This window comes from Paraburkholderia solitsugae (genome assembly GCF_013177695.1).
Classification (GTDB): Bacteria; Pseudomonadota; Gammaproteobacteria; order Burkholderiales; family Burkholderiaceae; genus Paraburkholderia; species Paraburkholderia solitsugae.
The window spans coordinates 13,042-27,289 of record NZ_WOEY01000090.1 but is presented as its reverse complement, the minus strand read 5'-3'; the positions used below and the strand labels follow the sequence as shown (position 1 = coordinate 27,289).

General features: G+C 62.1%; 14 protein-coding genes. 11 read left to right on the top strand and 3 right to left on the bottom strand.

Annotation, left to right across the window (positions count from 1 at the left end; genetic code table 11):
* Positions 1 to 3 precede the first annotated feature (3 nt).
* The 3 genes from GNZ12_RS23035 to GNZ12_RS23025 form a co-directional block, all read right to left on the bottom strand.
* The gene (locus GNZ12_RS23035) at positions 4 to 1,053 is read right to left on the bottom strand and encodes a glycosyltransferase (protein ID WP_172313984.1); all 1,050 of its coding nucleotides are present in this window, start codon (positions 1,051 to 1,053) and stop codon (positions 4 to 6) included.
* Positions 1,054 to 1,158: 105 nt separating this feature from the next.
* Positions 1,159 to 2,442 carry a glycosyltransferase family 87 protein gene (locus tag GNZ12_RS23030; protein WP_172313982.1) on the bottom strand — a complete coding sequence of 428 codons (1,284 nt, stop codon included), beginning with the start codon at positions 2,440 to 2,442 and terminating at the stop codon, positions 1,159 to 1,161.
* A complete protein-coding gene (locus GNZ12_RS23025; RefSeq protein ID WP_172313980.1) occupies positions 2,439 to 3,680 on the bottom strand; it encodes a glycosyltransferase family 87 protein in 1,242 nt (413 codons plus the stop codon). The genes GNZ12_RS23030 and GNZ12_RS23025 overlap by 4 nt, the downstream gene beginning before the upstream one ends.
* 1,072 nt (positions 3,681 to 4,752) lie before the next feature.
* Between GNZ12_RS23025 and GNZ12_RS23020 the strand changes: the two genes are divergently transcribed.
* From GNZ12_RS23020 to GNZ12_RS22970, 11 genes are all read left to right on the top strand, one after another.
* Positions 4,753 to 4,923: a Flp family type IVb pilin gene (locus GNZ12_RS23020; protein ID WP_172313979.1), complete on the top strand. Its 171-nt coding sequence runs from the start codon at positions 4,753 to 4,755 to the stop codon at positions 4,921 to 4,923.
* A 150-nt stretch (positions 4,924 to 5,073) separates the two neighbouring features.
* Positions 5,074 to 5,238, top strand: coding sequence for a Flp family type IVb pilin (locus tag GNZ12_RS23015; protein ID WP_328806057.1), 165 nt, complete (start codon positions 5,074 to 5,076; stop codon positions 5,236 to 5,238).
* Between the two features lie 206 nt (positions 5,239 to 5,444).
* Positions 5,445 to 5,981 (top strand): A24 family peptidase, encoded by a 537-nt coding sequence (locus tag GNZ12_RS23010; protein WP_172313977.1) that lies wholly within the window; start codon positions 5,445 to 5,447, stop codon positions 5,979 to 5,981.
* A gap of 89 nt (positions 5,982 to 6,070) precedes the next feature.
* Positions 6,071 to 7,468 carry an ATP-binding protein gene (locus GNZ12_RS23005; RefSeq protein ID WP_172313975.1) on the top strand — a complete coding sequence of 466 codons (1,398 nt, stop codon included), beginning with the start codon at positions 6,071 to 6,073 and terminating at the stop codon, positions 7,466 to 7,468.
* A 37-nt stretch (positions 7,469 to 7,505) separates the two neighbouring features.
* Complete coding sequence (cpaB, locus tag GNZ12_RS23000) at positions 7,506 to 8,342, top strand: Flp pilus assembly protein CpaB (protein ID WP_172313973.1); 837 nt, start codon at positions 7,506 to 7,508, stop codon at positions 8,340 to 8,342.
* A gap of 104 nt (positions 8,343 to 8,446) precedes the next feature.
* Positions 8,447 to 10,396: a type II and III secretion system protein family protein gene (locus GNZ12_RS22995; protein WP_172313971.1), complete on the top strand. Its 1,950-nt coding sequence runs from the start codon at positions 8,447 to 8,449 to the stop codon at positions 10,394 to 10,396.
* Between the two features lie 21 nt (positions 10,397 to 10,417).
* Positions 10,418 to 10,726, top strand: coding sequence for a hypothetical protein (locus tag GNZ12_RS22990; RefSeq protein ID WP_172313969.1), 309 nt, complete (start codon positions 10,418 to 10,420; stop codon positions 10,724 to 10,726).
* Between the two features lie 23 nt (positions 10,727 to 10,749).
* Positions 10,750 to 12,003 carry a TadE/TadG family type IV pilus assembly protein gene (locus GNZ12_RS22985; protein ID WP_172313967.1) on the top strand — a complete coding sequence of 418 codons (1,254 nt, stop codon included), beginning with the start codon at positions 10,750 to 10,752 and terminating at the stop codon, positions 12,001 to 12,003.
* A gap of 39 nt (positions 12,004 to 12,042) precedes the next feature.
* Positions 12,043 to 12,552, top strand: coding sequence for a TadE/TadG family type IV pilus assembly protein (locus tag GNZ12_RS22980; RefSeq protein WP_172314128.1), 510 nt, complete (start codon positions 12,043 to 12,045; stop codon positions 12,550 to 12,552).
* Positions 12,549 to 13,013 carry a TadE family protein gene (locus GNZ12_RS22975; protein ID WP_172313965.1) on the top strand — a complete coding sequence of 155 codons (465 nt, stop codon included), beginning with the start codon at positions 12,549 to 12,551 and terminating at the stop codon, positions 13,011 to 13,013. Before GNZ12_RS22980 ends, GNZ12_RS22975 begins: the two co-directional genes overlap by 4 nt.
* Before the next feature lie 26 nt (positions 13,014 to 13,039).
* The gene (locus GNZ12_RS22970) at positions 13,040 to 14,248 is read left to right on the top strand and encodes an AAA family ATPase (protein ID WP_172313963.1); all 1,209 of its coding nucleotides are present in this window, start codon (positions 13,040 to 13,042) and stop codon (positions 14,246 to 14,248) included.

Below are 14,248 nucleotides of genomic sequence, written 5' to 3'. Positions count from 1 at the left end.
GAATCAGCGGCCAGCGAACCGCACGCGCTTGCGCGAGGATTCGAGCCGCAGGGTGTTCGACATGCGCGAGCTGTTGCGCCCGACGGGCAGCGTGCTGATCTTGCTATTTTCCTGATAGCGGCGGCGCACGAGATAGACTGGCCGTCCCTTCGTCTCGTAGTAGATTCGGCCGATGTATTCGCCGACCACGCCGATCCCAATCAACTCGATACCCCCCATGAACAGCATCACGGAAAGCAGCGACGCGTAGCCGGGCACCGGGTTGCCGAGCCACAGCGTGCGGCCGATGATGAAGCCGCCATACACAAAAGCCACAGTGGCGATCGCAAGGCCAATATAGGTCCAGCTCCGCAGCGGCACGGTACTGAAACTCGTGATGCCTTCGAGCGCAAAATTCCACAACCGCCATCCGGAGAACTTCGAATGACCGGCGCTGCGCGGTTCGCGCTGGTACTCCACAATCACGGTCCGATAGCCGACCCACGCAAACAGCCCTTTCATGAAGCGCCGCCGCTCCGGCAAATTTCGCAGTGCGTTGACGACCTGACGGTCCATCAAACGAAAGTCGCCGACGTTTTCCGGAAGCTTCACTTCAGACAGCGCATTGTGAACGCGATAGTAGATCGCGGCAGCGGTACGCTTCGCGAAGGTGTCGCACGCCCGGTTAGTCCGTTTGGCGGCGACGACTTCCGCACCTTTCCGCCAATGTTCGACCATGACCGGAATCAGGCTCGGCGGATCCTGCAGATCGGCGTCGATAGGGATCACCGCGTCGCCCCACGCTTCGTCGATGCCGGCCGTCAGCGCTGCCTCCTTGCCGAAGTTTCGCGTCAGGTCGATAACACGTATGCGCGCATCGCGCGCGCTGGCGGCGATCAGCTTGTCGAGCGTACCGTCGCTGCTGCCATCATTGACGCAGACTATTTCGAAACGCGTTGACGCAATCCCCTCGAGAACCGGAACGATCTCGCTAAAGAACTGATCTACCGCCTCGCCTTCGTTGTAGAACGGCACTACCAGTGAAATCAGTGGAATATTATATTGTTCAAACATGATTACCTCCCCGTAATTCTGATTTGATGCTATGAGCCGGTGCGAATGTAGGCCGCACATCGCGCACGTTTTTCTCCGGCGTTTCCTTCTCTTGTGTAGTGGCCCTCACTCGTCGGCATAACGTTGGAAGACCGGGGCCGCGCGCCGTTCCAGCGCGATGCGCCGCAGCAGCATCCCGAGCGTTGTCAGCGAGATCAACGGCAAGAACTGGAACGGCCCACAGGCCATGATCAAAATGCCCCCGAGTGGCGCGATCCAGAGCACGGTCAGCCATTCCCGCTCGCCGCGCTCCCAACCCGCGACCAGCGCGTGCCGGCAATACCACGCGATCAACACACCGAACCAGGCGAGATCGTAGTCGTAGAGATACGGGCTCACGAGCAGGCTCGCGCAGATCAACGTTGCAGCACGCAGGGCATACGAGCATTCACGGCTCCACGCGTAACAGACGGCAGCCGCGGCGATCAGCGCACACGCGCCCTGCGCCGCGTAGGCGAGCCCAGCCGGCGCATGAACCAACGTAGCGAGCGCGAATACAGTCGGCACGCGTTCAAGCGTGGCGTGTGCGGACTCGATGCTGTAAGTGGCAATCCCGGTGTTATGCAGGAATGCCGTTAGCGTTTGGGCGCCGAACACGAGCATCGCAAGCGCGAGTGTGGCCCCGGCCGTCAACACGAAAGCAGCCAGCGCGCGCCAGGACCGGGAGCACAGCAGAGCCAGCGGAAACAGCAGGACCAGTTGCGGCTTCATGCACAACAGGCCCAGACAGACCCCTGCAGCAACCGGCCGGCGGCGCAACCATACAAGTCCGCACCCTGCGAGCGCGGCTGTCAGCAAGCCGTTTTGCCCGGTGCTGATGACGAAAAGCGCACCAGGAAAGAACAGCACGGGCAGGATAGCGTGCCGGTCTGGCACGATGGCCCGGATCACCTTGACGAAGAGCGCATACGCGCCGCCGAGCCATAGCACCGCAGCTGCCTTATAGGGAAGCAGCGCAAGCGGAGCAACCAGCAGCAGCGCGTTGGGCGGATACAGCCACGGCAGGATGCCGTTGACCGCGCCCAGGTACGGCACCGCGCCGATCTCGATCACGGAGAGCGCCTTTACGTTATAGGCATCGACTGCGTGCCCATGCAGGGCAAGAACTGCTGCACTCCAGAACGGCAGGAAATCGACCATGAATGGACTCATGCCGCTCATCCCGCTCTGCCCGCTTATCCGGACCAGAAAGATTGCGATGAATAATGTGTAGCACCCAAATACGATGATCGGGTATAGCCGCAGACGATCCGCGTTGAGCCAATGCGGACGCCTCGTCGGACCCGCTCCGTGCAATACCGGCAGCGGCCGGCATTTCGGCGCGGCATGACGGAACGTGTGCAGATTCATGCCGCCTCCTGTGTATCGAGCCGCACGCGCCGCACGATAACGAGCAGAGCGAGCAGCAGGACTACCGGTCCGATTTGCGGCAACAGGGTCAGGCGATTGAAGTACTCGTATAGCGGCAGCAGCCACGCCACCACCAGAATGGCCTGCTCGCCGCGCCGCCAGCCCTTTTCCAGACCACACACCGTCATACAGGCAAGCGCCACGCCAAGCCAGGTGAGTTCGTAGAACCATAGATAGGGGATGGCGAGCAGCGTCGCCACTGCCAGTACCGCAGCCCGCATACGCAGATCGTCTGTGCGTTTCCACACATAACAGGCTGCCACAGCCGCGATTAGTGCGACGCCGCCTTGCGCGATATAAGCCATGGCGATCGATGCATCGGCGAGGCGCAATGCGGCGAACGGGGTCGGAGACGCAAACAAGTACAGCGTGCGGTTCTCGAGTACCAACTCTCGGGCGAGGCGCGTGCTGGCCGCAAACGCGTGGAGCGATTGAGTGCCGCACACCAGCACACTGAGTCCTGTAAACGCCCCTGCGCTGATCGCTGCCACCCACATGGTTTTCCATGCACGCGCCGCGATCAGCACTACCGGAAACAGCACCGCCAATTGCGGCTTGATCGCTAGCAGGCCGATGCAAATACCAGCCAGTACGGGCTTTTTCTCGGTCCAGCGAACGGCGAAGGCCATCAGCGCGGCGGTCAGCAACGCATTCTGTCCAATGGAGGCTGCGACATAGACACCCGGATACGCCAGCACGACGAGCCCCGCAACCTGCGGACGACGAAAGTGCGTCGCGAAACCGCTGACACCTAACGTGCTCGTTGCGAACAACCAAGCGCCGACGCACACGAACAGTAAATAGCAAAGGGTGTAGGGCAGAAGAGCAAGCGGTGTGACGAGCAGCAGTAGCGTCGGCGGATAAAGCCACGGATAAAAACCATGATTCACATACGCACCGAGAAGTGCCGATTCTGCCCGTGCAAACGTAGGATAGTCGTAGACCGCCGCCGGTGAGCCGTTCAACATCATGTGCGATGCAGTCCAGAACACTGAGAAGTCGACGCCCGGCCGGGTGACGCCAGTCGCCATGAAACCGCCGCTAGTCCAACCCCATGCCGCCAGCAGGATGGCGCAAAGCACGAGCATCACGCAGCTATACAGCAACACGCGTTCGCGTGTGAGCCAGTTATGGATGCAACGTTCGGTACCGAACACTCCCCGACCTGAAAAGTACATGATCCCCGCCTCGCATGAGATCCGGATATTTTTTCGCATCCGGTCTATCTGATTTTTTTGTTTCCATTCCTAAGCGAACGAATGATTCATCGCGCGCTTGTGGTCGATTCATTGTTGTAGGAAATACTTTGACTTTCAAGGCATCGTTTTCCTCCCCGGCCGTGGCACCCGTCAAAGACACGCGTCACAGCGCAAATTCGACGCGTTTTTTAGCGACCTGGATGAGTCGCGTTTCAACATTGAAACGATTTTGGCCGGCGAGTCCGTGGAAATGCCGCCGATCTCATCGACACCGGCGTCCGAACCGAACCAGGGTAAATCGCGAGTATTTTCCGCAGAGCAACGAACGGCGGGCCTCTCCGGGATTCTGCCCCTGGCGGATCGGCGCCCGAAATCGTCGCAGATTAGAGACAACCTGTGCGTCGGAGGTGAGATTGAACAACCGGCAAACCGCCCTCACCGCCGTATTTCCTGGCATTTGGGGAAGCTGGCCCAGAGCTTGCGAAGGAAAGGGCGCGGAAGTCGACGACGTGACGACCGGCGCGATTCAGGTAGCAGGTACGAGGGAGAGCCTGAATCGTGACCGGAGTCAGCCACGGGGAAATCTCTTCACATACGCAGCTGCAATCATCAAAGACAGCGCGGGGAGAAAGAGAACAGCGGGTAGTCGCCGACTGACTAGCGGGCTCCGGCTTTGGCCGGAAGCCAATAACGAGCAACAGAATGCGAGGACCACGACATGAAGATCGATCAAACAAAACGACGGGCCCACCGTCGCCACAGCGACACTGGCTTCGCGTTCCCGGCAGCAACCACATCGATCATTCGCTGCGCGCACCATCGCGCCGGCAATGATCTCCACAGACCCTACGCCTGGCAATTCGCCTTGCACACGCTCCGTGGTCTGTTTACTCGCTGCGACTCTTCCGACCAGATCGGTTTGCACGCATCCGTGTGTACGCCGACACGGCCGGCCTAGACTCGGCGCCCCTTTTTTCCGCAGTGCCCGTAGTACCTTCCCTCAGCCAATTCAGGCCAAGGGTTTTTAATTAGTGATCCAAAGGAGTTAGCCATGCAACATATCATCGCCCAAGCCAAGCGTTTCGTTCGTGACGAAGATGGTGTAACCGCTATCGAATACGGGCTGATCGCATCATTGATCGCCGTCGCCATCATCGTCGCCGTAACGCTCGTCGGCACAAAGCTGAATGCGGTCTTTAACACAGTCGCGGCCGACCTATAAGCGGCGCGTCGACGGACAATGACTAGCCGTTGATTTGTCCGTCTCCGCCGGGTCCTCGATTCTGACAGCACTCCCCAACCAAGACAGGAGCGACCTATGAATGCGATGAGAGAAGCAGCACGACGCGTCGCGCTGCTGCAGTTCTTCAGGATTGACGCAGCGCGTACCAAACGTTTCGTGTTGGACAAACAAGGCGTGACAGCCATCGAGTACGGCCTTATCGCGGCACTAATTGCGGTGACCATCATCGTTGCCGTAGCGCTAGTCGGGACAGATCTGAACGCGGTGTTCAACACCATCTCAAGCGATCTGTAGAGACGGGATTTGACGGGTGGGCGGTTTTCCGTCTCTCCCGTCTTCCCCAGAATCATTGCGTGTTCCACCGTCGAGCGAGAGCGACGACGAATCAATTCGGGAGATAGCCATGCACGCATGGAGCGACATTGCGAAGCATCAGCGCATCGCGACCAAGGTCACGGCGGCGCTTTCATAAACGCAGACAAAACCCATCGAGACCCGCCATGTTTCTGCCCCCACAACCCATTCCTGCATGTGTGATTGCGCTGGCCATCGTGACAGCCAGCACCGATCTCACTTGCCGGCGAATTCCGAACCGGATCATCGCGATCGGCCTCGTCGCTGCACTTGTCGTGCAGGTCCGGCTGAACGGCCCGCTTGCCGGAAGTGCGGACTGGTTGGCCGGCGCCCTGACCGGGTTCGCGGTGTTGCTGCCCTTCTATCTGTTGCGGGGCATGGCCGCCGGCGACGTGAAACTGCTTCTGACGATCGGCGCCTGGGTCGGACCGGCGATGACCGTCCGTATCGCCCTGGCAACGTTCGTCGCGGGCGGGATCTGGTCACTGTGCGTCATCTTGCGTCACCGACGCACGCGGCAATTGCTCGTGAATCTCTGGTGCATCGTAAGCAGCATGTGGCACCCCGGACGACAGATGGCCGGGAATCCTCAGTACCAGCAGATCGAATCGGTTGGATCACTACCCTACGGCGTTGCCATTGCCGCGGGAACATTGGGTGTGTTGTTCGCATCGGCTGCGTAGCCGAAGAATCCGGGGTTGCCGCCAGCATGGACAGCCAGAGCCGTACAGCCTGTGATGCCGGTCGCAAACCGGTGCGGGAGAAAAGAGCGATGAACCAGCAGAACCTTGAAAGCGGGAGTGTCGCGCAAGTTACGCACCTGCCGGAGCCTGAGCCGTCGTATGGCCGTCAAGCGGAGGAATCCACCGTGTCGCTGCGTGCTCCACGCACGCTCGCCGAAACCGGACTGCCGCAGGAGTTCGTGACACGGCTCGTACTCAAGTCCGTCCTGCTGCACGGCAAGTCGAGTTTCGCGGATCTCGCCGAGCGGCACAAGCTGTCGGTGAGCGTACTCGACGACGTGCTGGCATTTCTTGTGCGCGAGCACCTCGTCGAGATCACCCACCGCGGGGCGAATGACATTGACGTGCAGCTTCGTCTCACAGACAGCGGCCGCAATCTCGCACAAGACGAAATGACGCGCTGCAGATATTGCGGCCCCGCCCCCGTCGCGTTCGACAGCTATGTTGCAAGTGTGCGCGAACACTCGATTCGTTGGATTCGCATCACACAAAGCAACGTAAGTTCGGCATTCCGCGACGTGGTCATCGATCACACGCTGCTCGATGCAGCTGCGGCCTCGCTCAATGCCGGACGGCCGTTGATGCTGCACGGCCTAGCAGGCAGCGGCAAGACGTTTCTTGCCGAACGGCTTGGCCTGCTGCTGCGCGGCAACGTGCCGATTCCCTATGCGCTCTACGTCGGCGGCGAAATCGTGCAGCTTTACGACCCACTCGTGCATCGCGATGCGCCCGAGCAAAGTCAGACGCAGGCAAGCGACCGGCGCTGGCGCATGTGCTGCCGCCCGATGGTGATCTCAGGCGGCGAACTGACGCTCGAAGCGCTCGACCTGCGCTATGACGCCACGGCCGGCTTCTACCAGGCGCCGCCGCACATGAAAGCGAACATGGGACTGTATATCGTCGACGATCTCGGGCGCCAGCGCATCGCGCCTCATGATCTGCTCAACCGCTGGTTGATGCCGCTCGATCGGGGTGTCGATCAGTTCACGCTGCAATCCGGCTCGCGCTTCATTGCACCTTTCGACGTATGGCCGGTGTTTTCGTCCAATCTCGCTCCGGCCCAATTCGACGACGCATTCCTGCGCCGGCTCGGCTCGAAGCTGTACGTCGGACCCTTGTCGGTCGACGACTATCGCGCGGTCTTCAACGCGCGTTGTGCTGCGCTCAAGCTCACTGCGGTGCAAACCTCATTCGACTACCTGCTCCACAACCTGCATCTCCCGAGCGGCAAGCCGTTCCTGGCCTGCTATCCAGGCGATCTGCTCAATCTGATCTCCGCCACGGCGCACTACCGCGGCACGGCGCGCGAAGTGACGGGGGAAGGACTGCGCGAAGCATGGCACAGCTATTTCGGCACCGCGCTGGACCACGACAGTACCTACCCACCTACGGCCGACCGGCCGGGCCACCAGTTGGCCGCCGGTTGACCGGCAAGTGTCCAACGACCTACGCAGGAGTATCACCATGAAAAACAGTCGCGCTTTAGTCATGCTGGCCGTCGCCATGCTGGCCGGTCTGGCCGCCGTGGTCTTTGCTTCTCGATGGCTGATACAAACCTCGTCGAATGCGGTCACGCCGATCGCGGTCGCGGCGGGCGACGTCAGTCTCGGCGAGCCGCTCAACGCCAGCCTGATCCGCACCGTCAACTGGCCGACGGGAAGTGTGCCGCCTGGTGCGTTCACCGATCCGAAAGCGCTCGATGGCCGTGTGGTGCGTACGAGTCTCGGGCGCGGCGAGCCCGTGATCGAGGCGAAGCTCGCACCGATCGGCACCAAAGGCGGCCTCTCCGCCGTCATCGGCGAAGGCAATCGCGCCATCACGGTCCGTGTCAACGACGTGGTCGGCGTAGCGGGCTTCGCGCTGCCGGGCAACTACGTCGACGTCATCGTGAACACCCAGGAACCGGGCAAGAGCGACGCTCAGCAAAGCATCTCGAAGATCGTGCTGGAAAAGATCCTGGTTCTCGCGGTGGCCCAGCAGGTCAATCGCGACGACACGGCACCGAAGGTCGTCAACGCGGTCACGCTCGAAGTCACGCCCGACCAGGCGGAAAAACTCGACCTCGCGCGCAGCGTCGGCACGTTATCGCTGGTACTGCGCAACCAGGTTGATAAGGCGACGCTACCGACCGACGGCGCCACGAAGTTCACGCTGCTCGGCACACCTGTAGCGGCACCGGCCTCGGCACCTGCCGCTTTGCCCGCACGTCCGGCGCGCGTGCACTACGCCGCACGACCAGCGGCGAAGCGAGACTGCGTCGGCGTGCTCTCCGGAGTGTTGGGCAGTATCGAATGTTTCTAGGGCGGATGCGGCGGCATCTGCGAAGACGAGCCGCTGCAACTGGCACCACCAAGGCAAATAACGGAAGTCTCGATCGACCGATGTCGAGAAACGGGGGCAGGAAAATGAAAACGAAACTGGGGTTCTCAACCGGTAGTGCGATGCGTGGCCGCTCGCTGAGCGGCGTCGTACTCGCGTCGGCGTTGTGCACCGGATTGCTTGTCGCACAGAGCGGCGTAGCGCAGGAAGCGGTCGAGGGCCCAGCGCTCGCGAAGGTCCGGCCGAATGCTCCGTTGCCGGTGGGCCGCGCGCCAACACCGATGATGGTCAGCATGGCGCCGATGCCGGCAGGTGGGGCTGCCGGCGCCTCCGCGCCGCTGCGCGGCCCGAACTGCACCGGCGAAATCCGCGAAGAAACCAGCGTCGTCGTGCCGGTCGGCAAGTCGACACTCCTGCCTCTCGCCGAACCGGCACGCAACCGCACGCTCGGCAATCCGACGATCGTGCAAGCCACGCTGGTGTCGCCGCGCACGCTTTACCTCGTCGGCATGGCGGTCGGCACGACCAACATGATCGTTCAGGGACGCAGCGGCGGATGCCAGATTATCGATGTGATCGTCAACATCGACGCCAACGGCTTGCAGCAATCGCTTGGGCAACTGATGCCCGGCGAGCGTGGCATCCGTGTATCGACCGCCGCGGGTAACCTGGTGCTCGGGGGGCACGCGTCAAGCTCGCCGGCTGCCCAGCAGGCGCTGGAGATCGCGAAGGCCTTTGCGAGCGCAGAGCCCACCCAGCAATCGCAGAACGGGTCCGGTGTCCTCGGCAACGGGACCCCCGTGAACCAGCAGAGTTCGAGCACCAGCAAGGCAGCCGATGTGATCAACATGATGACGGTCGACGCGCCCCAGCAGGTGATGCTCGAAGTCAAGGTCGCCGAGGTGTCGAAGACACTCATCAACCAGATGGGCGCGGCGCTCAACATTCAGGGCGGCTTCGGCTCATGGAGCGGTGCGCTCGTGAGCAATCTGCTGGCCGGCGTAACGAGCGCGATCGCGGGTAGCAAGGCGAACAACCGCCCGTTGAGCTTCGCGATCGATGCGCAGAAGACGGACGACCTCGTCAAGATCCTTGCCGAACCGAATCTGGTGGCGATCAGCGGCCAGGAGGCCAGCTTCCTCTCCGGTGGCAAGATCTTCATCCCGGTGCCGCAGAGCAGCAGCACGGGCGCCACGACCATCACGCTGCAGGAAGAGGAATTCGGTGTCGGTCTGAAGTTCACCCCGACCGTGCTCGCCAATGGCCGCATCAACCTGAAAGTCGCGCCTGAGGTGTCCGAGTTGTCGCCGACCGGCATCACGCTCAGCGCGACTAACGTGAGCGGCGTATCGATCCTGCCGCTCATTACGACGCGTCGCGCATCCACGGTTGTGCAGATGAACGATGGCGAGTCGTTTGCGATTGGCGGACTGATGAGCAGCAACGTGACCGGCGCGCTGAAAGCCATTCCCGGCATCGGCGAAGTGCCGGTGCTCGGAGCGCTGGCGCGCAGCACGTCATTCCAGCAGGACCTCACGGAACTCGTGTTCATCATCACGCCGCATCTCGTCAAGCCGCTGCAGACCGCCGACCTGCCGCTGCCTACGGACAGCTTCTCACAGCCGAACGAGGCCGACGTCTACGCGACCGGCAACATGGAAGGCCGTCATCCGAAAATGCGTGCCGCGCCTGACAGCGCTGCTCCGGCCGCTTCGCCCACGCCGGCCCCGGCCCCGGCCCCGGCTTCGGTGAGCCCGCAGGCACCGCTGCCCGCGCCCGCACCGGCGCCGCAACCGCCTGCCGGACCCGTTGCAACGGCGTTGCCGCAGCCCGGCCCGCAGACCGCGTCGTCCAGCGCCGACCGGGCACGCCCCATGCCGGATGCGGCGGCGGGCACGGCCGCGCCGCCATCCGCGCAGACCGAACAGGCGGCCCGCGCCGCCCGTATCGAAAGCGCCGCGGCACGGATCGCCTCCCGCAAGGTTCGGCAAGAAGTCGCGAACGCGGACGCTTCCAGCCACGCGGTCGACCATTGATGTGATGCCAAGGGGAATCTCATGAAACACGAACACTTTGCTTTCGCACGCTGGGCCGCGCTCATCGTGCCGGTCTGTGCAGCGCTGGGAGGTTGCATGTCCAGCACGCCGATCTGGGACGCGCATTTTGGCGAGGCGCTCAAAACCGTCACCAAGGCGCAGATCATCGATCCACACGCGGCAGAACACGCGCAGTCGGCTCAGGGCGTGGACGGCAAGTCCGCCGCTTCGGCGATGGACACCTACGACAAGTCATTTCAACAACCCGCACCGTCGCCGAACGCGTTTGTCATCGGAGTCGGAAGCGGCGGCGGGGCCAGCGGTCAGTAAGAACAATAGGCACGGGGGGCGTCATGCGTAGCGTTAATCAGTCAGGCAGGTGCGGTACAGCTCGTCGAGGCGAGCGCGGCGCCGTGTCCATCATCGTCGCGTTGTCGCTCGTCGCGCTGATCGGCTTCGTCGGCCTCGCGCTCGATCTCGGCAAGCTGTATGTGACCCGAAGCGAGTTGCAGAACAGCGCCGATGCCTGTGCGCTGGCCGCCGCACGTGATCTCACCGGTGCAACTATCAATCTGTCTGTCTCCGAGGCGTCCGGCATCACTGCCGGCCACCTCAACTACGCGCTGTTCCAGAGCAACGCCGTGCAGATGACAACAGACAGCAGCGTGCTGTACGGCGATTCGCTGACCAATCCGTTCCTGCCGAAGAGCTCCGTCGCCACCCCGGCAAACATGAAGTACGCAAAATGCACAACGTCCCTCGCGAACATTGCGAACTGGTTCATCCAGGTACTTGGCGCGTTCAGCGGCACGAGCATAGCCAATGCAACCGTTTCCGCTACGGCCGTTGCGACCGTCGGTGCCGCGCAAACCACTTGCGCGATTCCGGCTTTCGTCTGCAAGGCAGGAACGGAGACCACTCCGCCGACAGCAGGTGAAACGTATACGGTCGGGGAGTGGATCGCGTCGAAAAGCGGTGCATCGCCGGCATACGGTCCTGGCAACTTTGGCTGGGCCGCCCTCGACGGCAGCAACAGCGCCAATTCGATCAAGTCCGAATTGACGGGGAATTATTGCGCCCTGCCCGCTGTCGGCGCGAGCATTGGCTCGACAGGCAACATGGTCGCCGACTCAGGCGCCTGGAATACGCGCTTTGGTATCTACGGCACCTCGTACAAGGGACCTGCCGACGGCGAGCCCGATTTCACCGGATACGCTTACACCGCAACGACGTGGACAGCGCTGAGCAACGCCTATAGCGACTTCGTCAACGAGCGCAAAACGTTTCAGCCCTATCAGGGCGACAACGTCACCGGCTCCAGCACCAAAGGTACATACAGCGCCAGCAACTACCCACTTGGCGCCGACCGGCGTCTCGCACTCGCCCCCGAACTGGATTGCGGCGTGCTGGCGAGCAGCCACCAGGCTCCGGTCGTTTCCTGGGATTGTGTGCTGATGCTCGACCCGATGGACTCCGGCGGGAATCCCGGCCCCGTCCATCTGGAGTACCGCGGTTCGTCGTCATCGCCGGGAAGCCCCTGTGCCACGCAGGGCGTTCCTGGTTCCGGCAGCTCGGTCGGGCCGCAGGTACCCGTGTTGCTGCAATAGGGGACTGTCATGAACAAACGCTCTACCCGTCTAGCACGCATGCGCGGTGTCGCCGCGGTGGAATTCGCCATCGTGCTGATTCCGCTCGTGACGCTCGTCGCCGGCGTGGCCGAATTCGGCCACGCAATTTATCAGTATGAAGCGCTCACGAAAGCCACGCGCGATGCCGCGCGCTACCTGTCCACCTACCTGCCGACCGATAGCGCCTACCCGCTCGCGCAGGCCCAATGTCTCGCCGTCTATGGCAGTACGACCTGCGCGACGCCGGGAAGCGGAACGGAGCTCGTAACAGGTTTGACGACCTCGATGGTGATCGTGTGCGACAGCGCGCACACGACCAGTTGCGCCGATGCCTCCGACCCGGCGCAGTTCGCCAACGTCCCGACCTACGACAACAACAACGGAGCCGGCCCTTCGAACGCAGCCGGCAGCATCAACCTCGTCGAAGTCAAGATCAAGGGGTATCCGTACTCCCCGATCCTGAACTACTTCAATCTGTCGAATCTGACGTTCGGCAACATCGTCACCGTGATGAGGCAAGTGTCATGAACCCGAGCCTTGTTTCCCGCTCACCGCGGCTGCGCGCACAGTGCGGCGCTGCCGCCGTGGAGTTCGCGCTGGTCGCGGGCATTCTGTGCACTTTGCTGATCGGCATTTGCGAAATGGGCCGCGTGCTCTTTTACTGGAACACCGCGAGTGAAGCCGTGCGCCTCGGCGCACGTACCGCCGCGGTCTGCGATGCCGATGCCGCGGTGATCAAAACCAGGATAACAGGCCTGCTGCCTTTGCTCGCCGCGTCCAACGTGAGCGTCACGTACACACCGTCCGGTTGCGACTCCGACCCCACCACGGCACGCAACACGTGCGCGTTAGTCACCGTCAGCGTGACCAACGTCAGCGTGAAAACCATGATTCCGTTCGTGCCCCTCACGCTCACGATGCCACCGCTCACAACCACCCTGCCGCGCGAAAGTCTCGCGACGTCGACGGGCGGCAGCGTCTGTCAATAACACAACATACCCAGGCAGCCACGACCATGATCAACATTCTCATCACTTCGGAAAACGCCGCGCGGTTGTCCCAAATCGTGAGTCTGATCGGCGAATGCGGCAACTACCGCACGACCCGCGTGGCCGGCAGACCGTCGTCGCTAGTAGAGCGCGGCGACAGCCTGGACGCCTTCGACGTACTGATCGTCGACGCATCGTCGCTCGAAACCGCCGAGCTTCCGGTCGTCGGCAAGCTGTGCCATCGGCGCCCTCAGGTCACATCCATCCTGCTGATTCCCGATGCGTCGCCGCAGACGCTGATCGAAGCCATGCGCGCCGGCTTTCGCGACGTGCTCGGCTGGCCGCTCAACAAGACTTCGCTCTGTGAAGCGCTTTCACGCATCGAGAGTCAGCTGGCGCTGAATGGCACGCACGAAACACAGATCGTTTCGTTCCTCTCCTGCAAGGGTGGTGCGGGAACCAGCTTCATCGCCAGCAACGTGGCTCATGCGATCTCGGATAGCCAGCAAAAACGTGTGCTGCTGATCGACCTCAGTCAGCTCTTCGGGGATGCCGCATTTCTCGTCTCCGACGAAAAACCACCCTCGAGCTTGCCGCAGATGTGTGCGCAGGTAGAGCGGATGGACGCAGCCTTCTTCGACGCGTGCCTCGTGCACGTGAGCGACACGTTCCACATACTCGCCGGCGCCGGCGACCCTGTCAAAGCGTCGGAGATCAAGGAGGAAAGGCTCGAATGGATTCTGGGCATCGCCGTTCCGCGCTACGACGTGGTGATCTTCGATCTCGGCCAATCGATCAATCCGCTGTCCATACTGGCGCTCGATCGCAGCAACCAGATCCATCTCGTCTTGCAGGCGAGCATGCCGCATGTACGCGCGGGCCGGCGTCTGCAGGAAATTCTGGCGTCGCTCGCTTATCCGGCTGACCGTACCCGGCTGCTTCTGAACCGGTACACGCGCCATGGGGAACGCGCACGGGCCGCGCTGGAGGAAGTTCTCGGCATGCGTCCCTATCAGGTCATCCCGGAAGACACGGAGATCGTGTCGGAATCAGTGAACCACGGCGTGCCGGTGGCGAAGCTGAGCCGCAACAGCGCCGTGTCGCGCAGTCTGCTTGCGCTCGCGAGCAACATCGTCAGCCTTTCAGCGGGATCCGAGGAGGCGCGCTTAAAGGGTGAACCGCGACTCAGCCGCTTCTTCGGCCGCAGCCCGGCACCGAAACTCAAGGCTATGTGA